This is a genomic window from Bradyrhizobium sp. SZCCHNR2028 (genome assembly GCF_032380995.1).
Taxonomy (GTDB): Bacteria; Pseudomonadota; Alphaproteobacteria; order Rhizobiales; family Xanthobacteraceae; genus Bradyrhizobium.
Genome location: NZ_JAUHJF010000012.1, coordinates 121,771 through 145,481, shown reverse-complemented (window position 1 = coordinate 145,481; position 23,711 = coordinate 121,771). Strand labels below are relative to the sequence as shown.

Annotated in this window: 24 protein-coding genes; 10 read left to right on the top strand and 14 right to left on the bottom strand. The window is 66.4% G+C overall.

Features of this window, described 5'->3' with window-relative positions:
* Window positions 1-412: 412 nt before the first annotated feature.
* The 5 genes from QX121_RS19890 (at window position 413) to QX121_RS19870 (ending at window position 3,779) form a co-directional block, all read left to right on the top strand.
* Window positions 413-844: a hypothetical protein gene (locus QX121_RS19890; RefSeq protein WP_315797995.1), complete on the top strand. Its 432-nt coding sequence runs from the start codon at window positions 413-415 to the stop codon at window positions 842-844.
* Window positions 845-1,205: 361 nt separating this feature from the next.
* Window positions 1,206-1,616 (top strand): DUF1127 domain-containing protein, encoded by a 411-nt coding sequence (locus QX121_RS19885; protein WP_315759657.1) that lies wholly within the window; start codon window positions 1,206-1,208, stop codon window positions 1,614-1,616.
* A 465-nt stretch (window positions 1,617-2,081) separates the two neighbouring features.
* Window positions 2,082-2,489, top strand: coding sequence for a DUF1127 domain-containing protein (locus tag QX121_RS19880; RefSeq protein ID WP_315740305.1), 408 nt, complete (start codon window positions 2,082-2,084; stop codon window positions 2,487-2,489).
* A 264-nt stretch (window positions 2,490-2,753) separates the two neighbouring features.
* Complete coding sequence (locus QX121_RS19875; RefSeq protein ID WP_315812826.1) at window positions 2,754-3,452, top strand: aspartate/glutamate racemase family protein; 699 nt, start codon at window positions 2,754-2,756, stop codon at window positions 3,450-3,452.
* Window positions 3,453-3,554: 102 nt separating this feature from the next.
* Window positions 3,555-3,779 (top strand): hypothetical protein, encoded by a 225-nt coding sequence (locus QX121_RS19870; RefSeq protein WP_315812825.1) that lies wholly within the window; start codon window positions 3,555-3,557, stop codon window positions 3,777-3,779.
* A 110-nt stretch (window positions 3,780-3,889) separates the two neighbouring features.
* Here the strand turns inward: QX121_RS19870 and QX121_RS19865 are convergent, their stop codons facing one another.
* The 3 genes from QX121_RS19865 to QX121_RS19855 form a co-directional block, all read right to left on the bottom strand.
* Entirely contained in the window at window positions 3,890-5,242 is a 1,353-nt protein-coding gene (locus QX121_RS19865) for a globin-coupled sensor protein (RefSeq protein WP_315773121.1), read from the bottom strand.
* Window positions 5,243-5,474: 232 nt separating this feature from the next.
* On the bottom strand, window positions 5,475-5,642 hold the full coding sequence (gene rpmG / locus QX121_RS19860) for a 50S ribosomal protein L33 (RefSeq protein WP_015666342.1): 168 nt from the start codon (window positions 5,640-5,642) through the stop codon (window positions 5,475-5,477).
* Window positions 5,643-5,762: 120 nt separating this feature from the next.
* Entirely contained in the window at window positions 5,763-7,088 is a 1,326-nt protein-coding gene (locus QX121_RS19855; RefSeq protein ID WP_315775221.1) for an LLM class flavin-dependent oxidoreductase, read from the bottom strand.
* 390 nt (window positions 7,089-7,478) lie between these two features.
* On the opposite strand from QX121_RS19855, the gene QX121_RS19850 reads away from it, so the two are divergent.
* Window positions 7,479-7,868 (top strand): RidA family protein, encoded by a 390-nt coding sequence (locus QX121_RS19850; RefSeq protein ID WP_315740300.1) that lies wholly within the window; start codon window positions 7,479-7,481, stop codon window positions 7,866-7,868.
* 22 nt (window positions 7,869-7,890) lie between these two features.
* Here the strand turns inward: QX121_RS19850 and QX121_RS19845 are convergent, their stop codons facing one another.
* Genes QX121_RS19845 through topA form a run of 4 tightly spaced genes read right to left on the bottom strand, consistent with a single transcriptional unit; the run spans window position 7,891 to window position 14,264 of the window.
* Window positions 7,891-8,649, bottom strand: coding sequence for an NUDIX domain-containing protein (locus QX121_RS19845; RefSeq protein ID WP_315740299.1), 759 nt, complete (start codon window positions 8,647-8,649; stop codon window positions 7,891-7,893).
* 41 nt (window positions 8,650-8,690) lie between these two features.
* On the bottom strand, window positions 8,691-9,134 hold the full coding sequence (locus QX121_RS19840; protein ID WP_315740298.1) for a DUF983 domain-containing protein: 444 nt from the start codon (window positions 9,132-9,134) through the stop codon (window positions 8,691-8,693).
* Entirely contained in the window at window positions 9,131-11,506 is a 2,376-nt protein-coding gene (gene rnr / locus QX121_RS19835; protein ID WP_315812824.1) for a ribonuclease R, read from the bottom strand. The genes QX121_RS19840 and rnr overlap by 4 nt, the downstream gene beginning before the upstream one ends.
* A gap of 4 nt (window positions 11,507-11,510) precedes the next feature.
* Entirely contained in the window at window positions 11,511-14,264 is a 2,754-nt protein-coding gene (gene topA, locus QX121_RS19830; protein WP_315812823.1) for a type I DNA topoisomerase, read from the bottom strand.
* Window positions 14,265-14,489: 225 nt separating this feature from the next.
* Here topA and QX121_RS19825 point away from each other — a divergent pair, with 225 nt between their 5' ends.
* Entirely contained in the window at window positions 14,490-14,699 is a 210-nt protein-coding gene (locus tag QX121_RS19825; RefSeq protein WP_315740362.1) for a hypothetical protein, read from the top strand.
* Window positions 14,700-14,712: 13 nt separating this feature from the next.
* Here QX121_RS19825 and QX121_RS19820 read toward each other — a convergent pair whose 3' ends face one another.
* Window positions 14,713-15,156, bottom strand: a complete 444-nt coding sequence (locus tag QX121_RS19820; RefSeq protein ID WP_315740295.1) for a helix-turn-helix domain-containing protein — start codon at window positions 15,154-15,156, stop codon at window positions 14,713-14,715.
* Window positions 15,157-15,300: 144 nt separating this feature from the next.
* Here QX121_RS19820 and QX121_RS19815 point away from each other — a divergent pair, with 144 nt between their 5' ends.
* Window positions 15,301-16,074 (top strand): glucose 1-dehydrogenase, encoded by a 774-nt coding sequence (locus tag QX121_RS19815; RefSeq protein ID WP_315775218.1) that lies wholly within the window; start codon window positions 15,301-15,303, stop codon window positions 16,072-16,074.
* 75 nt (window positions 16,075-16,149) lie between these two features.
* Here QX121_RS19815 and QX121_RS19810 read toward each other — a convergent pair whose 3' ends face one another.
* On the bottom strand, window positions 16,150-16,761 hold the full coding sequence (locus QX121_RS19810; protein ID WP_315812822.1) for an FMN-dependent NADH-azoreductase: 612 nt from the start codon (window positions 16,759-16,761) through the stop codon (window positions 16,150-16,152).
* A 97-nt stretch (window positions 16,762-16,858) separates the two neighbouring features.
* Here QX121_RS19810 and QX121_RS19805 point away from each other — a divergent pair, with 97 nt between their 5' ends.
* Entirely contained in the window at window positions 16,859-17,257 is a 399-nt protein-coding gene (locus tag QX121_RS19805) for a helix-turn-helix domain-containing protein (protein ID WP_315812821.1), read from the top strand.
* Between the two features lie 3 nt (window positions 17,258-17,260).
* Here the strand turns inward: QX121_RS19805 and dprA are convergent, their stop codons facing one another.
* From dprA to QX121_RS19780, 5 genes are all read right to left on the bottom strand, one after another.
* Entirely contained in the window at window positions 17,261-18,379 is a 1,119-nt protein-coding gene (dprA, locus tag QX121_RS19800; RefSeq protein WP_315812820.1) for a DNA-processing protein DprA, read from the bottom strand.
* A gap of 62 nt (window positions 18,380-18,441) precedes the next feature.
* Entirely contained in the window at window positions 18,442-19,788 is a 1,347-nt protein-coding gene (locus QX121_RS19795; RefSeq protein WP_315812819.1) for a patatin-like phospholipase family protein, read from the bottom strand.
* Between the two features lie 136 nt (window positions 19,789-19,924).
* Window positions 19,925-20,521: a glycerol-3-phosphate 1-O-acyltransferase PlsY gene (gene plsY / locus QX121_RS19790; protein ID WP_315784501.1), complete on the bottom strand. Its 597-nt coding sequence runs from the start codon at window positions 20,519-20,521 to the stop codon at window positions 19,925-19,927.
* 30 nt (window positions 20,522-20,551) lie between these two features.
* Window positions 20,552-21,853: a dihydroorotase gene (locus QX121_RS19785; RefSeq protein WP_315798004.1), complete on the bottom strand. Its 1,302-nt coding sequence runs from the start codon at window positions 21,851-21,853 to the stop codon at window positions 20,552-20,554.
* 23 nt (window positions 21,854-21,876) lie between these two features.
* The gene (locus QX121_RS19780; RefSeq protein ID WP_315740287.1) at window positions 21,877-22,830 is read right to left on the bottom strand and encodes an aspartate carbamoyltransferase catalytic subunit; all 954 of its coding nucleotides are present in this window, start codon (window positions 22,828-22,830) and stop codon (window positions 21,877-21,879) included.
* Window positions 22,831-22,981: 151 nt separating this feature from the next.
* Here QX121_RS19780 and QX121_RS19775 point away from each other — a divergent pair, with 151 nt between their 5' ends.
* Entirely contained in the window at window positions 22,982-23,707 is a 726-nt protein-coding gene (locus QX121_RS19775; RefSeq protein ID WP_409999357.1) for a M15 family metallopeptidase, read from the top strand.
* The last annotated feature ends 4 nt before the right edge of the window (window positions 23,708-23,711 follow it).

Sequence of the window (23,711 nt, the reverse complement as noted above, 5' to 3'; positions counted from 1 at the left end):
GAGCAGGACAGTCCCGGAGACTGCCGAGGACAGGATCGACTTCCGATCGCGCGAAGCTCCAGGATGACCAATGATTTTCACGCTGGCGTTGATAGGCTTACGAGCTTCAGTTATCTCGTGCTAACATGCGTTACCAAGGTCATCCGCGATCTCAGGGGAAACAGATGAGGCCGCTTCGTATTGGCGCTCTGACTGGTGGGTTGATGGTGTGCGGACTCCCGATCCTTCACGTCTTCGGCGTCGAAGCCAACCCCTTTGTGATGGGACTGTTGGGAGGTGTTGCCGCCTGGTTGGCTGGCTTCATCGAGGATCGTTTCATAGCCACTCGGGCAGTGCCGTAGGGTGGATCTGCGCGGCGTGATCCGCTGGAACACCTGCGAGGCGATATCGGGCCAGTTGGAACAGCATCACGATGCTTGACCATATCTCCCGGGCAATCAACGAAACACAGGTCGTCGCTGCTTTGCTCGATGATGAGCAGCGGCGTGCGATGGCGATGCTGCTACGCGATCGTCTCGGTGTGAATGTTCTTGGTCACGTGCCCTGGGACAATTCCGAGGCGCCCCAGGGCCTGCACAGGACGGACGGATGGCAACTGATCCCGACGTATGTCGGCAGGCGCGAATGTGTGATGATTGTGGCGGGGGCGAGCGCGTGTTGGACATTCCGTAACGGGGCGGATCTGCTACGTGTCCTGGAGGAGTGCCCGCCAATGGAATTTTACGTCTCCGACAAGGACGCCAGTTACCTCCTCTGCTGTAATCACCACGACGTCGTCATCGGTTGGGGCGATGCTGCGGGGTGGGTTGCAAGGGGATGCCCCGAACGTCGGCTGGGCGGATAAACTGCGTAGGGCGGATTAGCGCAGCGTAATCCGCCGCTTGTCCGCCCGTGTAATGGCGGATTACGCTGCGCTAATCCGCCCTACGACACGTCGCAAACTCATCGGTTCGAAATACTCGCCTCAGAGATGTGCCATCATACGGAACAGCTCTTGATTTTATCCGATATTGGTGGTATCCAGGTCCCATGAGCACATCGATCCGCATCGTCAACTTCGATCACATGACCGGCTTCGGCCGGGCCATGGAAGGAGTCGCGCGCTAGGAGATCGACGACGCGATGTTCTCACCAGGCCCCGCCGGCATCGGACGGGGCCTTTTGTTTGGCCACGCTCCCTGCCGGCATAACAGCAGGAGCACAGGATGCCACCCCATCAGACCAACGCGACGATCGACGCTGCGCATGTGTCAGGGCTCAACGTCGATCTCTCGATCGCATCAGTCACCGGCGCGATCAGCAGCGTGCAGCCATCGACGCAGTCCGAAGCGTCGATCGCAGCCTTGCGAGAGGTGTTGTCGGAAAAGGACGCGGCCGGTCCGCCGGCCACGCCGACTTGGCTGGTCATCCGCCTGATCGGCTGGTGCTGGCGCGCCCTTCAAGAACGGCAGCGCCGCAAGACTGTGCGGGACAGCCTGTATGAGCTGAGCGAACGCGAACTCACGGATATCGGCATCACGCGTGCCGAGATCGAGCACATCGCCGCGCTGCGGATGCTCGAGAGCCTGAGGGACGACCCGCGATATCTGGGCGGCGTCTCGCGGAGGGGAATGTAGTCGGTCGCAGGCCGTGGCGATGCAGGGACGGTCGACCAACAGCGCGAGATGGTCGCCGCGACGTCATTGCGAGCGTCAGCGAAGCAATCCAGGGTCCCGCACACGACGCTGGATTGCTTCGCTGCGCTCGCAATGACGGAGGTGAGATCGCGCTTCCTTCTGGACACTTTCTGCCGGAGACGTCGTGTGCGCGGAGTTCGGCAGAACACAAGCCTCGCATAGGTGCTCATCTGCGAGCGCAGGAACTACATGCCTTGATCTGGCGCAATCATCGTGGTAGCTACAAACCATGATCAATGTCGTGCGCCGCTCCAACCGCAAACATACGACCCGCTGCAGCCGGGCCGTGGGAGGAGTCGTGCGCTAGGTTTTCGACGACACGATCATTCCACCAGGCCCCGCCGGCATCGGACGGGGCCTTTTGTTTGGCCACGCTCCCTGCCGGCACAACAGCAGGAGCATCCGATGCCGCCCCAGACCAACCTCACTGCCGAGATCGCGCGCGATGGCGCCGCTCCCGGTCTCGATCGTCCCATGGCCGCAGCGACGAACGCTGTACGTGGCGTGCAAGCCGCGCCGCGACCGTCCGCGTCCATCACGGTGCTGCGTGATGCGGTGTCGGAAAAGGACGCCGCCGGGCCGCCGGGCGCAGCAGCGCCGGGATTGCTCGGCCGGCTGGCGCGCTATTGGCTGGTGTTTCAGGAGGGCCGCCGGCTCAGGCGGATGAGAGTCGATCTGCGTGACCTGAGCGAGGCGCAACTGATTGATATCGGCCTGACTCGAGGCGACATCGACCACATCGCCGCGCACCGCGCTCTCGAACGGTTCAAGCGGAGCACGGCGCATCTGATGATGTCCCGCGGCGTGATGTAGCTGCGCGCGAGCCGGCGCTCGACGTTACGGTGGTCGTCGGCAGGGCGGATCCGCGTGATCCGCCCTCGCGATGCCATGGCTTGTTCCAAAGCGCGGGCTTGCCTGCTCAGCGAGCCGTTGCCACAACGTCCTTGCGCGCGCAGCGACGCAATCCAGAGTCCGTCTGCGGGACGAGCCTGGATTGCTGCGTTCGCAATGAGGGAGGAGAGATCGCGCGTCTCTCGACCATCATCCGCGGAGAATCGCGAGAGGAGGCCATGTCAGATGACGCAACATATCGGGATCGTCGGCTGCTCCGCCGAGGGCGCCGCGCTTTGCTATCGCACCATCTGCAAGGAGGGAGCCGGCGTCCTCGGGCCGCATGCGCATCCCGAGGTGTCGATGCACACGCCGTCGCTCGCCGACTACGTGACATGTCTCGATCGCGGCGATCTCGCAGGCGTGGCCGAGCTGATGCTGGCCTCGGCCCGCAAGCTCGCGGCGGCCGGCGCGGATTTCCTGATCTGCCCGGACAACACCATCCACCAGGCGCTGCCGCTCGTGCTGCCGCGCTCGCCGCTGCCGTGGCTGCACATCGCGGACGAGGTCGCCAAGGAGGCGGCCAGGAGAGGCTACAGCCGTGTCGGCATCACCGGTACGAAGTGGCTGGTCGATAGCAATGTCTATCCCGACAGCCTGGCCGCGAACGGCCTCGCCTTCGAGCGCCCGGACGAGGCCGACCGTATCACGGCGAACCGCATCATCATGGATGAGCTCGTCTGCGGCCGCTTCGAGCCGTCATCCATCGCCGCGTTTCAGGCGATCATCGTGCGGCTGAAGGCGCGGGGCTGCGACGCGGTCGTGCTCGGCTGTACCGAAATTCCGCTCATCATCGACGACACCAACTCGTCCTTGCCGACGTTGGACTCGACGCGGCTGCTCGCCCGCGCCGCGCTGTCGCGCGCGTGTCCGGTTGCGGTCTGAGGAGCGGACCAGCGCAGGGCGATGCGCGGCCGTTCTGCATCGAACGTCGTCGGAACCGCCCGCCGCCGCAGGCGTTTGTCTGGGCCCCAAGGAGGAGCCCCGATGAAGAAGCTGATATTTGCGGTTGCCGTGTCGCTGTCCGTTCTGCCGTCATTCGCGCTGGCCCATATGGGCACGCCGCAGGAGCAGAAGGCGTGCGCACCCGACGCCAAGCGCTTCTGCCGCACTCAGCTCGGCGACGACTTCGGGGTCCAGAATTGTCTGACGCAGAATCGGGCCAAGCTGAGCAAGCGCTGCGCGGCGGTGTTCCAGAGCCACGGGATGTAGCACGCCTGGTGCGTCCGGCGGATCAGCCCAGCGTGATCCGCCGATCTTACGGCGCGGAAGAGTGGCTATGACGCTCGCGCTGATGCGCTCGACGGTTCAGCTGAACACGGCTACGCCGCGCGCACCTTGCGCAGGAACTTGTCCAGCTCGTCCTTGAGGTGATCGCTCTCCCGCGACAGCGAGTGCGCGGAGGACAGCACCTGGGACGAGGCGGTGCCGGTGGCGCTGGCCCCCTTGCTGACGTCGTCGATGTTGCCGGCGACTCGCGCGGTGCCGCCGGCGACCTCCTGGACGTTGCGCGAGATCTGCCCCGTCGCCGCGCCCTGCTGCTCGACGGCGGCGGCGATGCCGGCGGCGATCTCCGAGATCTGCTGGATGGTGCCGCCGATCTGCTTGATCGAGGCGACCGAGGACTGCGTCGCGTTCTGGATGCCTTCGATCTGCTGGCCGATCTCCTCGGTGGCCTTGGCGGTCTGCGACGCCAGCGCCTTGACCTCGGAGGCAACCACCGCGAAGCCGCGGCCGGCGTCGCCGGCGCGCGCCGCCTCGATGGTGGCGTTCAGCGCCAGCAGGTTGGTCTGGGCGGCGATCGAGGTGATCAGCTTGAGCACGTCGCCGATACGCTCGGCGGTGCGTGACAGCTCGCTGATGCCGACGTCCGTCTGCTCGATCTGGCGCACGGCCTCCTTGGCGATGGTGGTCGATTCCCTGACCTGGCGGCCGATCTCATGGACCGAGGAGGTCATTTCCTCCGCGGCCGAGGCGACCGATTGCACGTTGGTCGAGACCTGGCCCGAGGCGGAAGCGGCGCTGGACGACAGCTGCTGGGTCTGCTCGGCGGTCTTGGTCAGCGTGTTGGCCGAGACCTCGAGCGTGCGCGCGTCGGCATGAACCTTGTTGATGATCTGGCCGACGGTGGCTTCGAACTCGTCGGCCATGCGCTGCATCGCGACGTGCTGCTCCGTCTTGGCCGCATCGAGATAGACCGAGATGGCGAGATCCATGTCGATCATCGCCGCCTTGGTGATCGCAGCCTGCAGTGCGGCCTTCTTCTCGCGGGCCGACTGGCCCCCGAACCAGCCGTCCGCGATCTCCGTCTCGATCGCCTTCTGCAGCCCGGTGACGATCAGCGAATAGCCGGCGATGTACCAGCGCGGCTCCAGCCCCATCCGGTTGTGGGCCATCCCGATCCGGGTCACCGACTTCACATAGGCATCGTCGAACTTCGCGGTCGCCAGCGACATCCAATGATCGTGCTGGGCCTGCTTGGCGTGCCGCATGGCGGCCGGGGTGGAGAACATCTTGGCGAGATGCGGGTACTTGCCGACATGGGCGTAGAACTGCTCCAGCAGCCCAGGCAGCACCTTGCCGATCAGCGGCCGCAGCTCCCGCAGCGCCTCTCTGGTCGCATTGTCGATGCCGATAAAATCGAGACGGGATTGCAAAGTCTGAAGATCGGTCATCGCTGGTCTGCCGGTAAGATAAGGAGGGAGACGCTGCGAGACTCGCGGGTGCGTCGCTACCCCAAAATCGCACAGGTTTGGTTGATGGCTCCTTAAGTCGGGAACGGAGATTCGACCGCGGCGAGTGGACCGATCCGATGCGGGACGGCTCCGGCCGCATCCAGTGGCTGCATCGCGCGCAATAAAAAACGGGGCCGAAACGGCCCCGTTGAAGTCGCAGCAGACCGCGATCTTACTTGATCTTGGCTTCGCGGAATTCGACGTGCTTGCGCGCAACCGGGTCATACTTCTTCTTGACCATCTTGTCGGTCATGGTGCGCGAGTTCTTCTTGGCAACGTAATAGAAGCCGGTGTCGGCCGTCGACACGAGCTTGACCTTGATGGTGACCGCTTTGGCCATGTCTTGAACCTCTGGAATCGGGATCGGGGGTGGGCACCGGCCAAAGAGGGGGCGCCGTTGGCCGGCAACCTACCCAGCCAGCCCCCAAAGTCAAGGTTTGAGGGCCAGATTCTGGGGGCCCTAGGCCGCGAAGAAGCGGTTTTTCGGTCTGGGCAGGCCGAGATTGTCCCGCAAGGTCGGCCCCTCATACGCCGTCCGGAAGATCCCGCGGCGCTGCAGCTCGGGAATCACCTTGTCGACGAAGTCGTCGAGCCCGGCCGGCAGGAACGGGAACATGATGTTGAAACCGTCCGACCCACGGCTTTCCAGCCACTCCTGCATCTGGTCGGCGATCGTCCTCGCGGTGCCGACGAAGGACAGACCGCCATAGCCGCCGACCCGCAGCGCCAGTTGCCGCACCGTGAGCTTGTCGCGCGCGGCGACATCGACCAGGCGCTGGCGGCCGCTCTTGGAGGCGTTGGTCTCGGGGATATCAGGCAGCGGGCCGTCGGGATCGAAGCCGGAGGCGTCGGTGCCGAGGATGACCGAGAGCGAGGCGATGGCGCTGTCGTAATGCACCTTGCTGTCGAGCAGAGCGCGCTTCTCCCTGGCCTCGTCGACGCTGTCGCCGACCACGACGAAGGCGCCGGGCAGGATCTTCAGATGCTCCGGATCGCGGCCGACCTTTTCCATGCGGCCCTTGATGTCGGCATAGAGCTTTTGTCCGTCGGCGAGGCTACCGCCGCCGGTGAACACGGCCTCCGCCGTCTCGGCCGCGAGCTGCTTGCCGTCCTCCGAGGCGCCCGCCTGCACGATGACGGGCCAGCCCTGCACGGGACGGGCGATGTTCAGCGGGCCGCGGACTTTCAGATATTTGCCCTTGTGATCGAGCACATGCATCTTGTCGGGATCGAAGAACAGACCCTGCTCGACGTCGTGCACGAAGGCATCGTCGGCGAACGAGTCCCACAGGCCGGTGACGACGTCGTAGAACTCGCGGGCGCGCTTGTAGCGCTCGGCGTGCTCCATGTGATCGTCGAGGCCGAAATTCAGCGCGGCGTCCGGATTGGACGTCGTGACGATATTCCATCCGGCGCGGCCGCCGGAGATGTGATCGAGCGAGGCGAAGCGGCGGGCGACGTGATAGGGCTCGTCGAAGGTGGTGGATCCCGTCGCGATCAGCCCGATGTGCTCGGTGACCGCCGACAGCGCCGAGAGCAGCGTGAACGGCTCGAACGAGGTCACGGTGTGGCTGCGCTTCAGCGCATTGATCGGCATGTTCAGCACGGCCAGGTGATCGGCCATGAAGAAGGCGTCGAACTTGCCGGCCTCGAGCTTGCGGATCAGCTGCTTCAGATGCGCGAAGTTGAAATTGGCGTCCGGCCAGGCGCCGGGATAGCGCCACGCGCCGGTGTGGATGGAGACCGGGCGCATGAAAGCGCCGAGCTTGAGTTGACGTGGGGCCATGAAGGGTCGTCCGCGGATGGTTGCTGTCTTGGGCAGATAGGAACTCGGCCCATGCGTGTCAGCAATCGGCGGCAGAACACGATTTCGTTTTTGGTGGCGGACGTAGCACGCTCATTCCAATGACGTGCCGAGCAAGCGATCCAAACAACGGTGTCATCCCGGCGAACGCCGGGATCCATACTCCGTGAAGGGAATGTGAGGCACAGTCTCGACCATCCGGGCCGATCGAAAGATTCCGCGGTATGGGTCCCGGCGTTCGCTGGGACGACACTTTGTTGTGGGGGTGGACCGCCCACTCGCCGCGACCAGCATCCACCGAGTATCCTGCTCCTCTGGCAGGGACGAACGGCAACAGTGCCTTTCGCACTCATTCACAAGGGAGCCATCGGCGTGTCAGACCGGCTGAACATCTCCTCAGGCTATCCGTTCGAGGACGTCTATGGCTATGCGCGCGCGGTCCGCGTTGGCGAGCAAATCTTCGTCTCCGGAACGACTGCGCGCGGTCCTGATTTGGATCGCGACGTCTACGCGCAGGCGCAAAGCGTAATCGGCCTTATCGCCGAAGCGCTGCAGAAGGCGGGAGCGGAGCTCCGTCACGTGGTGCGTACGGTCGTGTACTTGACCGACATGGCGGATACCGATGCGGTGGCCCTTGCGCATAGCGAAGCCTTCGGGACGATTCGGCCTGCAAGCACGCTCGTGAAGGTCGCAGGCCTCACGCCTGCGACGGCGCGCGTCGAGATCGAGGTGACCGCGATCATTCACGACCGAGCATCGTAGCGGCGCTATACCGGGGATTGCCTCAACCGCCCAGCACGTCCTTCTGCATCTTGCCGCCGTAGAAATGGAAGAACGGCACCGGCGCGTCGTGGCGGAGCGGGCCGGTGGCGAGGCGGCGGTCGAGCTCGTGGAGAACGTTCCTGGTCATCGGGTGCAGGTCGGCGAGCGGCTTGGAGCCGAGCTCGACCCAGACCAGCTCGACCAGCTCGGCATCGGCGTGGATCACGCCGTCGACGCGGTGGGTGATGGCGGAGGCATCGGCGGTGAAGAAGCGGGTGTCGAAGCGTTTGATGCGGCCGGGCGGGGTGATGGCGCGGGCGATCAGGAACAGGCCGGAGGGATCGGGCAGGAGGCCGGCCTGCGCGAATGGCGCCCAAGGACCTTCAAGCTTCAGTGCGGGGCCGTCGACCCTGCGTCCCAGGCAGAGACCGGTTTCCTCGCAGGCCTCGCGGATCGCGGCGACGGCCAGCGACTTCGCGCGCGACGCCGTCGTCTGTGGCTTGCCCTTGAACAGATTGGCTTCGAGCTCGGCCGGCATGGGCGCTGCGACCGGGATGCGGTGATCCGTCTTGTCGACGCGGCCGCCGGGGAAGACGAACTTGCCCGGCATGAACACGACCTTGTCGTGGCGCTTGCCGACCAGCACCTTCGGCACAGCGCTGCTGCGATCGACCAGGATCAGCGTCGCCGCATCCCTTGGCTTGGTGTAGGGATGGTGGTCCGCTTCCTTCTCGGCGGGCTTGCCCGCCGGCGCGCCGGTCGCCTGTGCCGTCTCGCTCATGTCCTCCCCGCCTTTTTCTTGCTCGTCGATCGGTCGAATGCTCACACCGGTGGAATGCCCTCCACCGGATTGTCGTCGAAGCCGTGCATGCGGAAGGCCCATTGCAGCCCGACGACGGCGCCCTTGACCGGCTGAATCAAGGCGAGCGCGGCGACCAAGGTCACCGGCAGATAGATCGCGAGTTGCAGCGCCACTGGCGGCGCGTAGTTGGTCTCGATCGAGAGCACCAGCGGCACGATGATGTGGCCGACGATGACGATCACGAGATAGGCGGGAAGATCGTCGGCGCGATGGCCGGAAAAATCCTGGCCGCAGCGGTCGCAGTTGTCGGCGACTTTCAGGAAGGCGCGGAACAGCTTGCCCTCACCGCAGCGCGGGCAGCGGCAGCGCAGGCCGCGCTTCATCGCGGTCCAGACGTCGCGCTTCTCGGCGAGGCCGGTGTCACGTGTCCAGGTTTGCGGCATTGCGTGGGGCGTTGAACTCATGGCGTCCATGATCTGCCTTTCTTCGATGTGCCGGGCTTGCGTTTTGCCCCTGCCTTTTGGCTTTTCTTGCGGCTTTTTTCTTCGTGCTTCGGACGAGCCTCGGATTTGGCCCGCTTGGTCGCCTTGCTCTTCGCCTTGACGGTCGTCTTGCTCTTCGACCGGTCGCGGCGGCCATGCCGCGAAACGAGGACATCCGCCTGGGTCAGGAGCTCGAAGCGCAGCGCGCCGGCCACCGGCTGAGCTTCTACCAGACGCACGTCGACGACGTCACCCAGCCGGTGCATGGCACCGCTGCGCTGGCCGATCAGCGCGTGCCGCGTCTCGTCATAGTCGAAATATTCCGTGCCGAGGGTCCTGATCGGAACCAGGCCGTCGGCGCCGGTCTCGTCGAGCTTGATGAACAGGCCCGCGCGGGTGACGCCGGAGATGCGGCCCTGGAAGGTAGCGCCGATGCGGTCGGCCAAGTGATGGGCGATCAGCCGGTCGGCGGTCTCGCGCTCGGCCTTCATCGCGCGCCGCTCGGTGACCGAGATCTGCGCCGCGACCTCGGCGAGATGATCCGGCGTCTCGCTGTCGGGCAGGGCGCCGTCGCCGAGGTTCAGCGCGCGCAGCAGGCCGCGGTGCACGACGAGGTCCGCGTAGCGGCGAATGGGCGAGGTGAAGTGGGCGTAGCGGCGCAGGTTCAGGCCGAAATGTCCGTAATTGTCCGTCGAATATTCCGCCTGCGCCTGCGAGCGCAGCACGACCTCGTTGACGAGATGCTCGTAGTCCTGGCCGGCGACCAGGGTCAGCACGCGGTTGAACAGCGAGGGCCTGAGCGCGCCGCTCTTGGCGAAGGGCACGTCGAGGGTCTTCAGGAACTCCTGCAGCGCATGGATCTTCTCCACCGTCGGCTCGTCATGCACGCGGTAGATCAGGGGCAGCGCCTTCTTCTCCAGCAGTTCGGCCGCGGCGACGTTGGCCGAGATCATGAACTCCTCGATCAGCCTGTGGGCGTCGAGGCGCTCCGGCACGACGACGCGATCGACGGTGCCGTCGGTCTTGAGCAGGATCTTGCGCTCGGGGATGTCGAGGTCGAGCGGATCGCGCGCGTCGCGGCCGCGCTTGGCGACCTCATAGGCCGCATAAAGCGGCGTGAGGATCGGCTCGAGCAGGGGACCGGTGACGTCGTCCGGCTTGCCATCGATCGCGGCCTGCGCCTGCGCATAGGACAGTTTTGCGGCCGAGCGCATCAGCACGCGGTGGAACGAGTGCGACCGCTTGCGGCCGTCGGCGCCGAGCACCATGCGCACGGCGAGCGCGCCGCGCGCCTCGCCCGGCACCAGCGAGCACAGATTGTTGGAGATGCGCTCCGGCAGCATGGGCACCACGCGGTCGGGGAAGTAGACCGAGTTGCCGCGGATCAGCGCGTCGCGATCGAGCGCCGAGCCCGGCCGCACGTAGTAGGCGACGTCGGCGATGGCGACGTGGACAATGAAGCCGCCGACATTGTTCGGATCGGGGTCGGGCGCGGCATGAACGGCGTCGTCGTGGTCCTTGGCATCGGGCGGATCGATTGTGACCAGCGGCAGCTCGCGCCAGTCCTCCCGGCCCTTCAAGGTCGCGGGCTGCGCGGCTTCGGCTTCGGCCACCGCCGCGGCCGAGAAGTCCATCGGGATCTCGTGGGCATGGATCGCGATCAGGCTGATCGCCTTCTCGGTGGCGACCGAGCCGTAGCGCTCCTTCACGCGTCCTGCGGGCAGGCCATAGCCACGGCCACGCAGCAGGTCGACGCTGATGAGATCGCCGTCCTTGGCGTCCTTGGTGTCGGCGGGGGCGATGGAGAGCTCGCGGCCGGCCTGCTTCTTGTCGACCGGAATGAGGCGGCCGCCGCCGCCGGGATTGCTGCGGAAAATGCCCAGCACGCGCGGCCGCGCCTGATCGAGCACCTTGAGCACGCGGCCGCGATAGGCCACGCCTTCGGCATCCTTGATCGGCTCGACCCGCAGCAGCGCGCGGTCACCGACGCCGGCGGCCGAGCCCGGCCCGGCATGACGCGGCGTGTGGATGCGGATGCGCGGCGGCTCGGACTGTTCGGCCTCGTCCCATTCGGCCGGCTTGGCGATCAATTCGCCGTCGCTGTCGCGCCCGGTGATGTCGGCGACCAGCGTGGCCGGCAGTGTCGCGGTCTCGACGACCTTCTTGCGGCCGCTCTTCTTCACCGTGCCGTCGGCGACGAGCTCGCGCAGCAACTGCTTGAGCGCGACGCGATCGGCATTCTTCAGGCCGAATGCGCGGGCGATGTCCTTGGTGCCAACCTTGCCCGGATTGGCGCGGATGAAGGCGACGATGACCTCCCGCGAAGGGAAGCCGATGTCGCGCTTTTGGGTCATTTTCTCATCCGCGGGCCTTGCCGGCGCTTTTCTTGGGCGTCGCCTTGGTCGCAGGCTTGGCCGAGGTCTTGGCGGCCTTGGCGACGGGCGCACGCGCCTTGCTGGTGGAGTCTGATTTCGGTTTGGCGGCCGCCTTCTTCGCCACGGCCTTTTTCGCCGGCTTCGGCGTGTCGTCGTCACCGCCGGTCTTCGGCTTGGCCTTGCCGGCAGCCTTGGCCGGCTTCGCAGCCTTGCCCTTGGCCTTCTTGCCGCCGCCCTTGGCGGCGCGCTCGTCGAGCAGCGCAATCGCCTCCGCCAGCGTGATCGTGTCCTTCTCCTTGTCGCCGGGAATGGTGGCGTTGACGCCGCCGGCGGTGACATAGGCGCCGTAGCGGCCGGCCTTGACGGCGACGGGGCCGAGCGACGGATGGTCGCCGAGCGCCTTGCCGGGATCGGCGCCGAAGCGCTTGCTCGGTCCCTTGGCGATCTTCTCGGCGATCAGGGTGACGGCGCGGTTGAGGCCGATGTCGAACACCTCGTCGCCCGCCTCCAAGCTCGCATAGGTCTTGTCGTGCTTCACGAACGGCCCGAAGCGGCCGAGATTGGCGATGATCGGCAGACCCGTCTCCGGATGGATGCCCACCTCACGTGGCAGCGACAGCAGCTTCAGCGCATAGTCGAGCTCGAGGCTTGCGGGCGACGTCCCTTTCGGGATGCCCGCGCGCTTCGGCTTCTCGCCCTCGGCGTAATCCTTCTGCTCGCCGAGCTGGATGTAGGGGCCGAAGCGGCCGGCCTTGACGACGACGTCTAGGCCGGTGTCCGGATCCTGGCCGAGCACGCGATCGGCCGTCGCCTCGCTGTCGGCGGCGAGCGGGCGGGTGTAGCGGCATTCCGGATAGTTCGAGCAGCCGACGAAGGCGCCGAACTTGCCGGCCTTGAGGTTGAGCCGTCCGGTGCCGCAGGTCGGGCACTGCCGGACATCGCCACCGTCGTCGCGCGGCGGATAGATGTGGGGCCCGAGCATCTCGTCGAGCGCGTCGAGCACCTGCGCCACGCGCAGGTCCTTGATGTCGTCGACGGCGCCGATGAAGCCGGTCCAGAAATCCTTCAGGACCTGCTGCCAGGCGATCTCGTTGTTGGAGATGCGGTCGAGCTGCTCCTCGAGATCCGCCGTGAAATCATACTCGACGTAGCGGCGGAAGAAGTTCTCCAGGAACGCGACGACGACGCGGCCCTTGTCCTCGCCGTGCAGCCGCTTCTTCTCGAGCTTCACATAGCCGCGGTCCTTCAGCACCTGTAGGATCGAGGCATAGGTCGAGGGTCGGCCGATGCCGAGCTCCTCCATGCGCTTGACCAGCGAGGCCTCGGAGAAGCGCGGCGGCGGCTCGGTGAAATGCTGGGTGACCGCGAGATTCTGTCGCTTGAGCGGCTCGTTCGGGCTCATCTGCGGCAGGCGGCGGCCGTCCTCGTCCTCCTCGTCGTCGCGGCCTTCCTGATAGAGGGCGAGGAAGCCGTCGAACTTGATGACCTGGCCAGTCGCGCGCAGCTCCAGGGTGCGGGCGCCCGCCTTGGCGATGATGTCGACGGTGGTGCGCTCCAGCTCGGCGGATTCCATCTGGCTCGCGATCGTACGGGTCCAGATCAGCTCATAGAGCTTGGCCTGGTCGTCATCGAGCCGCTTGCGCAGATCGGCCGGCTTGCGCGACAGGTCGGTCGGGCGGATCGCTTCATGCGCTTCCTGGGCGTTCTTGGCCTTGGCCTGGTACTGGCGCGGGCTCTCCGGCACATATTTGTTGCCGTAGATCTCGCCGATCACCTTGCGGGCCTGGGTGATCGCCGAACCGTCGATCTGCACGCCGTCGGTTCGCATATAGGTGATGAGACCGGTGGTCTCGCCGCCGATGTCGATGCCCTCATAGAGACGCTGCGCGATGCGCATCGTGTGCGCCGGCGCGAAGCCGAGCTTGCGGCTCGCCTCCTGCTGCAGGGTCGAGGTGGTGAAGGGGGCCTGCGGGTTGCGCCGCGCGGGCTTGGCGTCGACGGTCGCGACCGTGTAGCTCGCCGCATTGAGCGCGTTCTTGAAATCCTCGGCCTCTGCGCCGGTGCCGATGTCGAGCCGCTGGATCTTCTTGCCGTCTGCGCCGACGAGGCGCGCCTCGAAGGTGTCACCGCGCGGCGTCGCCAAGGTCGCGATCAGCGACCAGTATTCGCGCGGGACGAACTTCTCGATCTCGAGCTCGCGATCGCAGACGAGGCGCAGCGCGACCGACTGCACGCGCCCGGCCGAGCGGGCGCCCGGCAGCTTGCGCCACAGCACGGGAGAGAGAGTGAAGCCCACGAGGTAATCGAGTGCGCGGCGCGCCATGTAGGCGTCGACCAGCGCGCCGTCGATTTGGCGCGGATGCTTCATCGCCTCCGAGACGGCCTGCTTGGTGATGGCGTTGAAGACGACGCGCTCGATCTTCTGATCCTTGAGCGCACGCTTCTCCTTCAACACCTCCAGCACATGCCAGGAAATCGCTTCGCCCTCGCGATCAGGGTCGGTGGCGAGAATCAGCCGGTCAGCGCCCTTCAGCGATTTGGCGATATCGTTGAGTCGGCCGGCCGCCTTGGGATCGATCTCCCAGATCATGCGGAAATTCTCGTCCGGATCGACGGAACCGTTCTTGGCCGGAAGGTCGCGGACATGACCGAAAGAGGCCAGAACCTCGTAGGAGGAGCCCAGATACTTATTGATCGTCTTGGCCTTGGCAGGCGACTCCACGATGACGATATTCATGTATTTCCAATGGCTTAGTGGAAGGATTGAAGCTGGCTTCGCGGGATTCGCGCCGGCTGCGTTGACCCGAACATGGGTGGTGAGGGGGTTCCTGTCAAATCGAGGGATGTTGAAAGGCGATTGCGTTCGACCGGCGAAGTACCTATCAGGTTGTACGGAGCACGATGAGAATCGTGCTCTTTTGAGGTTGTTTTTCGTCAAATTCCTTATGCTGGGTGACGGTTGTTGGCCAAGGCAGTGGACAAAAGCGACCCGGACGTCGAGGTGACGGTGGAGGACCCCGACGCCGCGGCGGCGCTGATCGCCGAGGTGACGGCCAGCCTGTCGCATCTGGCGCAGCGCCATCACCTCGACATGCTCGACTACCTGCTGCGCATGGCGAACCTGGAGGCCGAGGAGCATCTCAGGCTGCGCAGCCGCCACAGGCTCTGCTGACGGCCAGCCGCGCTCAGCGCGGGGCGAGAGCGGTTTCCTCCGGCGCCAGCGTCCGGCCGTCCTCCGCAGTCAGCAGCAGCTTGCGAACCGGCCTGCGGTTCGCGCGGTCGACGAGCGCGGTGGCGATCTCGTCCGGGTGCTCGTCGAATTCCTCGCTCCACTGTCGTAGTGCGACCAGGATCGGAAACAGGCCGCGGCCTTTCGGCGTCAGCACGTAGTCGCGATAGGAGCTGCCATCCGCGGCCGGCTCGGTGGTCAGGATGCCACGATCGACCAGCGCCCGCAGTCGCACCGTAAGGATGTTCTTCGCCATGCCGAGGCTGCGCTGAAATGCGCTGAAGCGGCGCACGCCGAGAAAGGCATCGCGGATGATCAGCAGCGACCACCAGTCGCCGATCGCATCCAGCGACCGCGCGATCGGGCAGGCGTCGCCTTCCAGACTGGTGCGCTTGACCATCACGTCATCCTTGTCCTGTCACCCGCGGGACGGCTGGTAGCCTGGCCGCACCAGCGTCTGCTCACGCGCTTGTGTGGTTGCATTATAAAACCGATCGGCCTATGTCGTCTATCGGTTTAATTATGCAACCATTTGGAGGCGGGCGTGAGGCTTGCAAACAAGACGGCACTGATTACCGGCGGCAGTAGCGGCATCGGGCTTGCGACCGCCCGCCGTTTTGTCGCGGAAGGCGCCAGGATCGCGATCACCGGGCGCGATGCCGGGCGGCTGGAGGCTGCGGCGCGCGAGCTCGGGCCGAACGCGCTGGCGCTGGTGGCCGATGCCACCGACATCGCTGCGACCGAGGCCGCGGCCGCCCGCGCCGCAGAGCGCTTCGGCAAGCTCGACATCCTGTTCGCCAATGCCGGCATCCCCGGCGCGACCCCGGCCGGAGCAACCAGGCCCGAGGTGTTCGAGCAGGTGATCCGCACCAATCTGACGGGCGTGTTCTTCACCGTTCAGGCGGCGCTGCCTCATCTCAAGGACGGCGCCTCGATCATCCTCAATGGCTCCGTGATCTCGGTGCTGGGCAATCCCGGCTATTCGGCCTACGCCGCCAGCAAGGCTGGGGTGCGCGCGATGGCCCGGGTGCTGGCGTCGGAGCTGTCGCCGCGCGGCATCCGCGTCAACGTGGTTGCGCCGGGCGCGATCCGGACGCCGATCTGGGGCGCCGCGGTCGCGACGCCCGAGGCTGAGAAGATGTTCGAGGCAAGGATCGCGGCGACCACGCCGCTCGGCCATATCGGCGAGCCGGAGAATATCGCCAGCACCGTGCTGTTCCTGGCGTCGGACGATGCCGCGCACATCCAGGGGCAGGAGCTGTTCGTCGATGGCGGCGCCACGAGCTCGCCGGCCGGTGCGCCGATCTATCGGGGATAGGCGCCAGAGAGCAGCCTGTGGCGAGGCCTCGTCACGGTGAGAGACGGTGGCTGCCGGCGGCAGCCACCGTCTCGATCAGGCAGCGAGATCGCCGGCCGTCTGAAGCGCCGTCGCGAGCGCCTGCTCGCGCTGCTCCGGCCCGATCTGGACACCATCGGCCGCGATGAATGTGAGATCCTTGACGCCGATGAAGCTGAAGACCCCGCGCAAATAGGTCTCCAGATGTTCGAAGGCGGCCATCGGCGTATCCGCGCCATAACGGCCGCCGCGCGAGATCGCGATGATCACGCGCTTGTCGCCGGCGAGCCCTTCCGGGCCGTTCGGGCCATATTTGAAGGTCTTGCCCGCGACCGCGATGCGGTCGATCCATGCCTTGAGCTGGCTCGGGATGGAGAAATTGTACATCGGAGCCCCGATCACGACGGTATCGGCGCGGAGAAACTCCTCAAGGACCGCCTGACCGGACGTGATGTCCGCCTCGATGGCTGGATCCGCTGCCGCTCCTCCGCGCATGGTCGCGACATGCGCGCCCGACAGATGCAACAGCGGTTCTGCGGCGACATCCCGATAGGTGACCTCGAGGTCCGGCGTCAGCTGGCGGAGCCGCACGACGATTGCGGCGGACACCTGACGGCTGACGGAGTGGGGGCCGAGCACGCTGGAGTCGACATGAAGGAGTTGGGTCATCGGTCAGTCACCTTGGTATTGGTTTGTAACTGGCGCACTATGAGTGACTGTGCTGTAACTCCACAAGAACGCACATTTTTGAAACTCGGGCACAGCCATGACACCTGCGAACAGCCCTGATCCTGACCTGCCGGCGGAGTCGGAGCACAATGATTGCCGGGGCGTCGCCTCGATCCTGGCGCGCGTCGGCGACAAATGGAGCGTGTTCGTCATCATGATGCTGCAGGACGGGCCGAAGCGCTTCAACGAGCTCAAGCGCCTCGTGGGCGGCATTTCCCAACGCATGCTGACCCTGACCCTGCGCGGCCTCGAACGCGACGGGCTGGTGACGCGCACGGTGTTTCCGACCATCCCGCCGCGGGTCGACTATGAATTGACCGATCTCGGCCGCGGCCTGTCGCAGCCCGTGCAGGCGCTCGGGCACTGGGCCATCCAGCACCAGGAGCAGATCGAGCGGGCACGCACGCACTTCGACGCACGCAAGGATGCCGACTGAGCGCTAGGTGAGCGACACCATCCCGCCGCCGTGGCGCTCCAGGCGGCCGGCCAGCTCCAGCTCGAGCAGCACCATGCGCAGCACGGCGGGTGACAGACCGCTGATCCGGATCAGGTCGTCGATCGAGACGGGCGTCGGGCCGAGCAGGGCTGTGATCTGCGCGCGGTCGTGGCTTTCGGGATCGGGGGCGAACAACTCCTCGTCCGGCTCGCGCAGCGAAAAGGGCAGCGGCCGCTCCATGATCGGGCCGACGGCCTGGATGATGTCGGCGGCTTCGGTGACGAGCGCGGCGCCCTGCTTGATGAGATCGTTGGTGCCCGCGCAGCGGGGATCGAGCGGCGAGCCCGGGACGGCGAAGACCTCGCGGCCCTGTTCGCCGGCCATGCGCGCCGTGATCAGCGAGCCCGAGCGATGCGCGGCCTCGACGACGACGACGCCAAGCGAGGCGCCGGAGATCAGCCGGTTGCGGCGGGGAAAGTCGCGGGCGCGCGGCTCGTGTCCGAGCGGCATCTCGGAGATCGCGGCGCCGCTGCCACTGATGATGGCGCCGAGCAGGTCGACGTGCTCCGGCGGATAGATCCGGTCATGGCCGCCGGCGAGCACCGCGACCGTGCCGCTGCCGAGGCTCGCGCGATGGGCGGCCTGGTCGATGCCACGGGCGAGGCCGGAGATGATGACGAAGCCGGCCTGACCGAGCTCATGGGCGATCTGGCCGGCGAATTTGAGTCCGGCGGCGGAAGCGTTGCGCGAGCCGACGATGGCGATCATCGGGCGCATCAACGTCTCGCGGGCGCCGCGCACCGCGAGCAGCGGAGGCGCATCCTCGCAGGTGGCGAGGCGGGGCGGATAGCCGTCCTCGTTCGGCGCCCGCAGTTCGACGCCTTGCCGTTTGCAGGCTTCGAGTTCGGCCTCGGCTTCGCCGACCGTGCAGATCCGGCCGGCTCCGGCCGCGCCGCCGCGGCGTGCCAGATCGGGCAGCCGGTCGAGCGCTACGCGCGCGGTGCCGAAATGGTCGAGCAGCGAGCGGAAGGTGCGCGGGCCGACATTGTCGGACCGGATCAGGCGCAGCCGGTCGCGCCGCTCGGTGTCGCTCAGCTCGATCGTCGTGTTGATGGCATCCACGCAAAGCCCCCTTTACCGGGGACTAGAATGGAGCAACCCGAGGACGCAGGGAAGAGGGCGCGCTACGCCGGCGCGACGTCGCGCACATCCTCGGACGCGGATATCGGAGACGACAGCGCCGGCTGATCGCCCTGGATGGCCGGCGTGGTGCCGACCGGAGCCTCGCGCAGCCAGCGCTCGGCGGCGTCGCGTCCGCGCTGGTACAGCAGCTCGATGAAGCTGCTGCCGAGATCGGTCGCATCGCGCTGAGCCAGGGCCTCGATCTCGTCCTCGGCGGCAAGCCGATGAACGCGCGGCGGATGCAGGCCGTCGCTGCGCGCCCATTCGAGCGCCGCGAGCTCGGCGTTCAGGACCGCATTGCCGGCGATCTGGTCGAGACGGCGATCGATCGCGGCCGAGGTCATCGGGACATTGCCGTCGCGCGCGGGCGTGACCTGAACGACCAGCAGGTCGGCGGCGCTGGACTCATGCGCGATCTGGATCAGCGGCGGATTGGTGAGGTAACTGCCGTCCCAATACGCCTCGCCCTCGATGTCGACAGCGGCGTGCAGTTGCGCGGGACAGGTGGAGGCGAGCAGCGCATCCGGCGTGATGCCGGCATTGCGGAAGATCTGCGGCAGGCCGTCACGGGCCCGGGTCGCCGCGATCAGCAGGCGGGGCGCGGCCGGGCCCTGCACGGCGTCGAAGTCGATGGTCTCGAGGAGGATGTCGCGGAGCGGGTCGAGATCGAGCGGGTCGGCGCGTCCGCCGCGCAGCCCCGCGCCGAACGACACCGAGCTGCTCGCCGGCGAGTACGCGCCGATCACCAACAGCGATCGGAACGACGCCTCCTCCATCAGCCGGGTCCAGAACAAAGCGAGCCGGTTGCGGGCTTCGTCGCGGCCGCCCTTGGCGAGCCCGCTCGCGAGCAGCGCGGCGTTGACCGCGCCGGCGCTGGCGCCGCTGATGGTGTCGAAATCGCAACCGGGCTCCTCGAGCAGGCGATCCAGCACGCCCCAGGTGAAGGCCGAGAACGTGCCGCCGCCCTGCAGGGCCAGCGACAGCTTGCGCGGCGGCCACGTCCGGGGTGGTGGCGGCAGCGTGACCGTTGCGATCGTCTCCGCCAGCGTTCGCTCGGGCGTCTCCGCGGCCTTGGTCTCGCTGATCACGGGTGCGCTCGTGGCCGCCATGATCATCTCGGCAACGGCCGGCGCGACATCCGACATGATCGTCGCGGCAGGCGCGACTGCCTCAGGCGTCGGCGCTGGTTCTGCAGCGGCCGTGATGCCGGTCGACCAGATCTCGGCGGCCGAGAGCAGCAGGCTGGCATTCGATCGGGCCGGGGCCGCCTTCTGCTGCGCCGGAGCCTGATCAGTACGGTCATCGTGCGTGGCCGACGAACCGCTGGAATTGGTCTTGCGTAACCACATGCAGGAATCATGACAGGCAATCATGATTCACGCCAGAGTCCCGCGTTAACTTATTAGCTGATGAATCGCCGGTGTTGCTGCGCAGCCGCTGTGAAATCAGGGCGCAACACAGGTTTTCCGTATTTGTCCGGAGTGATTACTTCTTCGCCCCGATCTTGCTCTCGGTGCCCGACTGCAATCGCTTGATGTTTTCGCGATGCATGTAAACGAGCAACAGTGTGAGCAAGGTGAACAAGGCGGCCAGCGCGGTGTGACCGAAAGCCCACAGCACGATCGGCGTCAGCACGCTCGCGACGAGTGCCGCGAGCGATGAGTAGCGGAGCGCGAACGCGGTGGTGAGCCACACCAGGCAGAAGAAGATGGCGCCGGGCCAGAACAGGCCAATCAGAATACCGATGTAGACCGCCACGCCCTTGCCGCCGCGGAACTTCAGCCACACCGGGAACAAGTGGCCGAGGAAGGCGCCGAGGCCCGCGATCATCGCTGCATTCGGGCCGCCGAGATAGCCGGAGATGATGACCGCGGCCGTGCCCTTCAGCGCGTCGCCGAGCAGGGTTGCTGCCGCGAGCCCCTTGCGTCCGGTGCGCAGCACGTTGGTGGCGCCGATATTGCCGGAGCCGATGCTGCGCAGATCCTGCGTGCCGGCCAGCCTGGTCAGGATCAGGCCGAACGGGATGGACCCCAGGAGATAGCCGATGATGAGAGCGAGGGGCAGGAAGGCTTCGGAACCCATCATACCGCTCCTTCCGAGCTTGGCCTTGCGTCAGACATGTTCGAACACGGTGCGGCCGCCGACGATGGTGCGGACCACGCGGCCGGTGAAGCGGGCTTCGTCGAACGGCGTGTTCTTGCACAGCGATTTGAGGTCGGCCGGATCGAGGATCCAGGGCACGTCGGGATCGATCACGATGATGTCGGCCGGCGCGCCCGCCCGCAAGGTGCCGCCGGGCAGGCCGAGCAGCTCGGCGGGCCGGGTCGACATCGCGCGGATCAGGGTCGTCCAGCTCAGCTCGCCATTGTGTACGAGCCGCAGCGCCGCCGGCAGCATGGTCTCAAGGCCGACCGCGCCGCTCGCAGCCTCCGCGAACGGCAGCCGCTTGACCTCGACGTCCTGCGGCGTGTGGTCCGACATGATGACGTCGATCAGGCCCGAGGCCAGCGCCTCGACCAGCGCGCGGCGGTCGACCTCGGTGCGCAGCGGCGGCGTCAGTTTCAGGAAGGTGCGGTAGGGGCCGATGTCGTTCTCGTTCAGGGTGACGTGGTTGATCGAGACCGACGCGCTCACCGTGAGGCCTGCCTCGCGGGCGCGCCTGAGGATGTCGAGCGAGTCGATCGAGCTCAGCGCGGCCGCGTGATAGCGTCCCTTGCTGAGCGCCACCAGGCGCATGTCGCGTTCGAGCACGACGGCTTCCGCTGCGGGCGGAATGCCGTAGAGGCCGAGCCGCGAGGCGAACTCGCCTTCGTTCATGACGCCTTCGCCGACGAGATTGGGATCCTCGGTGTGATGCACGATCAGGGCGTCGAAATCCCGCGCGTAGGTCAGCGTGCGGCGCATCACCTGCGCGTTCATCACGCTGGTGTGGCCGTTGGAGAAGGCGACGGCGCCGGCAGCGCGCAGCAGCCCGATCTCGGTCATCTCCTCGCCGCGCAGGCCCTTGGTCAGCGCCGCCATCGGCTGGATGTTGACGATGGCGGTGTCGCGCGCGCGGCGCAGCACGAAGTCGACGGTCGCCGAGTTGTCGATGACCGGCTCGGTGCCGGGCTGGCAGATGATGGTGGTGATGCCGCCGGTCGCCGCCGCCTGGCTGGCGCTGGCGAAGGTCTCGCGATGGCCCAGACCCGGCTCGCCGACGAAGGCGCACATGTCGATCAGGCCGGGGGCGACGATCTTGCCGGCGCAGTTGACGACATCGGTGCCCTCGGGCACGCCGGCCGCGCCGATGCCGCGCTTGAGGTCGCGGATGACGCCGTCGGCGATCAGCACGTCGCCGGGGCCGTCGAAGTCGCGGGAGGGATCGATCACGCGCGCATTGGCGAGCAGGATCGGACGGCGGTCGGTCAGCATGGCGTTTTGTCCCGACTTCTGTATCACGCGTTGGGCAGGTTGCGGGCCAGTGCTTCGAGCACGGCCATGCGCACGGCAACCCCCATTTCGACCTGTTCCCGGATCAGCGATTGTGCGCCATCGGCAACGATGGACTCGATCTCGACGCCGCGGTTCATCGGTCCCGGATGCATGACCAGCGCGTCGGGCTTGGCGTAAGCGAGCTTCTTCTGATCGAGCCCAAAATACTGGAAATATTCCGACGACGACGGCACGAACGAGCCGTTCATGCGCTCGCGCTGCAGGCGCAGCATCATCACGATGTCGGCGCCGTTGAGGCCCTCGCGCATGTCGCGCGCGACCTCGACGCCCATCCGCTCGATGCCGGGCGGCAGCAGCGTGGAGGGCGCGACGATGCGGACGCGGGCGCCCATCGTATTCAGCAGCAGGATGTTGGAGCGCGCGACGCGCGAATGCAGCACGTCGCCGCAGATCGCGATCACCAGCCCCTCGATGCGGCCCTTGTTGCGGCGGATCGTCAGCGCATCGAGCAGCGCCTGGGTCGGATGCTCATGCGCGCCGTCGCCGGCATTGATCACGGAGCCGTCAACCTTGCGCGCGAGCAGCTCGACCGCGCCGGACGCATGGTGGCGGACCACCAGGATGTCCGGGTGCATCGCGTTCAGCGTGACCGCGGTGTCCATCAGGGTCTCGCCCTTGCGCATGGACGAGGACGACACCGACATGTTCATGACGTCGGCGCCGAGCCGCTTGCCCGCGATCTCGAACGAGGACTGCGTCCGCGTCGACGCCTCGAAGAACAGGTTGACCTGGGTCCGGCCGCGCAGCACGGTGCGCTTCTTGTCGACCTGACGATTCAGTTCGACATACTCCTCGGACAGATCGAGGAGACCGGTGATGTCGTGGGCGGAAAGGCCCTCGATTCCCAGCAAATGCCGGTGCCCGAGGACGAAAGTCGATTTCGGAGAGGTTGCCATTAAAGCCAGAGCTATAGGCGCGGTTTCCATGGGGGGCAAGGCCGAAAGCCGGGGTTCCGAGTTATCCCCCGTTCCGTCTTTCGAGCCTCTCAGGGGGCTCCAAACCATCGGCTGGCGGGCCATCGTCGGAGGAGGTCCGCTCCGATATGCCCTGATCCTGCTGGCAGCGATCGTGCCGGCCTGTGCGGGCGCGTTGCCGTTCGATTTCGTCTATCTCCGCGACATCGACCCGACGATCCTTCAGGACATCCGTTATGCCGGCAGCAACAATTTCGTCGGCCGCCCTTTGCCGGGCTACGAGGCGGCCGAATGCGTCGTGACGCGTGACGTGGCGCGGCGGCTGCAGGCTATCCAAGCCGAGCTGCGGCCGCGCGGCCTGTCGCTGAAGATGCTCGACTGCTACCGGCCGGTGCGTGCCGTGGCGGAGATGCTGGCCTGGTCGCAGGACGGCGTCGAGACCACGGCCGGTCGCCGTTACACTCCGCGCATTGCCAAGCAGGACCTGTTCCGTCTCGGCTATATCGCCGTGCGTTCGAGCCATTCGACCGGTGCGGCGCTCGATCTCACGCTGGTCGAGCTCGCGGCGGACAATTCGGCGGTGTTCGATCCGGCCAAGGACTATGCCGACTGCACCGCGCCCGCAGCGCTACGCGCGCCCGAGGGCAGCGTCGACATGGGAACCGGCTACGACTGTCTAGATCCCAAGGCGCATACCGCCGCGCAAGGATTGGCGCCCGAGCAGCGGCGCTGGCGCAATGAGCTGCTCTCGGCCATGGCGCGGCAAGGTTTTGTGAACTATGCCAAGGAGTGGTGGCACTTTTCGCTGCCGGGCGCTGGCGCGACCACTTATGTTTTTCCCATTCGGCTGCGCCGATGATCGA

What these genes read in the sequence shown, in the direction of transcription:
- QX121_RS19810 (WP_315812822.1), bottom strand. Translation starts at nt 16,761, where the DNA reads ATGACCCAACTCCTTCATGTCGACTCCAGCGTGCTCGGCCCCCACTCC.
- QX121_RS19890 (WP_315797995.1), top strand. Translation starts at nt 413, where the DNA reads ATGCTTGACCATATCTCCCGGGCAATCAACGAAACACAGGTCGTCGCT.
- QX121_RS19875 (WP_315812826.1), top strand. Translation starts at nt 2,754, where the DNA reads ATGACGCAACATATCGGGATCGTCGGCTGCTCCGCCGAGGGCGCCGCG.
- QX121_RS19865 (WP_315773121.1), bottom strand. Translation starts at nt 5,242, where the DNA reads ATGACCGATCTTCAGACTTTGCAATCCCGTCTCGATTTTATCGGCATC.
- QX121_RS19805 (WP_315812821.1), top strand. Translation starts at nt 16,859, where the DNA reads ATGACACCTGCGAACAGCCCTGATCCTGACCTGCCGGCGGAGTCGGAG.
- QX121_RS19780 (WP_315740287.1), bottom strand. Translation starts at nt 22,830, where the DNA reads ATGGCAACCTCTCCGAAATCGACTTTCGTCCTCGGGCACCGGCATTTG.
- plsY (WP_315784501.1), bottom strand. Translation starts at nt 20,521, where the DNA reads ATGGGTTCCGAAGCCTTCCTGCCCCTCGCTCTCATCATCGGCTATCTC.
- rpmG (WP_015666342.1), bottom strand. Translation starts at nt 5,642, where the DNA reads ATGGCCAAAGCGGTCACCATCAAGGTCAAGCTCGTGTCGACGGCCGAC.
- QX121_RS19855 (WP_315775221.1), bottom strand. Translation starts at nt 7,088, where the DNA reads ATGGCCCCACGTCAACTCAAGCTCGGCGCTTTCATGCGCCCGGTCTCC.
- QX121_RS19885 (WP_315759657.1), top strand. Translation starts at nt 1,206, where the DNA reads ATGCCACCCCATCAGACCAACGCGACGATCGACGCTGCGCATGTGTCA.
- QX121_RS19820 (WP_315740295.1), bottom strand. Translation starts at nt 15,156, where the DNA reads ATGGTCAAGCGCACCAGTCTGGAAGGCGACGCCTGCCCGATCGCGCGG.
- QX121_RS19870 (WP_315812825.1), top strand. Translation starts at nt 3,555, where the DNA reads ATGAAGAAGCTGATATTTGCGGTTGCCGTGTCGCTGTCCGTTCTGCCG.
- QX121_RS19840 (WP_315740298.1), bottom strand. Translation starts at nt 9,134, where the DNA reads ATGAGTTCAACGCCCCACGCAATGCCGCAAACCTGGACACGTGACACC.
- QX121_RS19785 (WP_315798004.1), bottom strand. Translation starts at nt 21,853, where the DNA reads ATGCTGACCGACCGCCGTCCGATCCTGCTCGCCAATGCGCGCGTGATC.
- QX121_RS19795 (WP_315812819.1), bottom strand. Translation starts at nt 19,788, where the DNA reads ATGTGGTTACGCAAGACCAATTCCAGCGGTTCGTCGGCCACGCACGAT.
- QX121_RS19845 (WP_315740299.1), bottom strand. Translation starts at nt 8,649, where the DNA reads ATGAGCGAGACGGCACAGGCGACCGGCGCGCCGGCGGGCAAGCCCGCC.
- topA (WP_315812823.1), bottom strand. Translation starts at nt 14,264, where the DNA reads ATGAATATCGTCATCGTGGAGTCGCCTGCCAAGGCCAAGACGATCAAT.
- QX121_RS19880 (WP_315740305.1), top strand. Translation starts at nt 2,082, where the DNA reads ATGCCGCCCCAGACCAACCTCACTGCCGAGATCGCGCGCGATGGCGCC.
- rnr (WP_315812824.1), bottom strand. Translation starts at nt 11,506, where the DNA reads ATGACCCAAAAGCGCGACATCGGCTTCCCTTCGCGGGAGGTCATCGTC.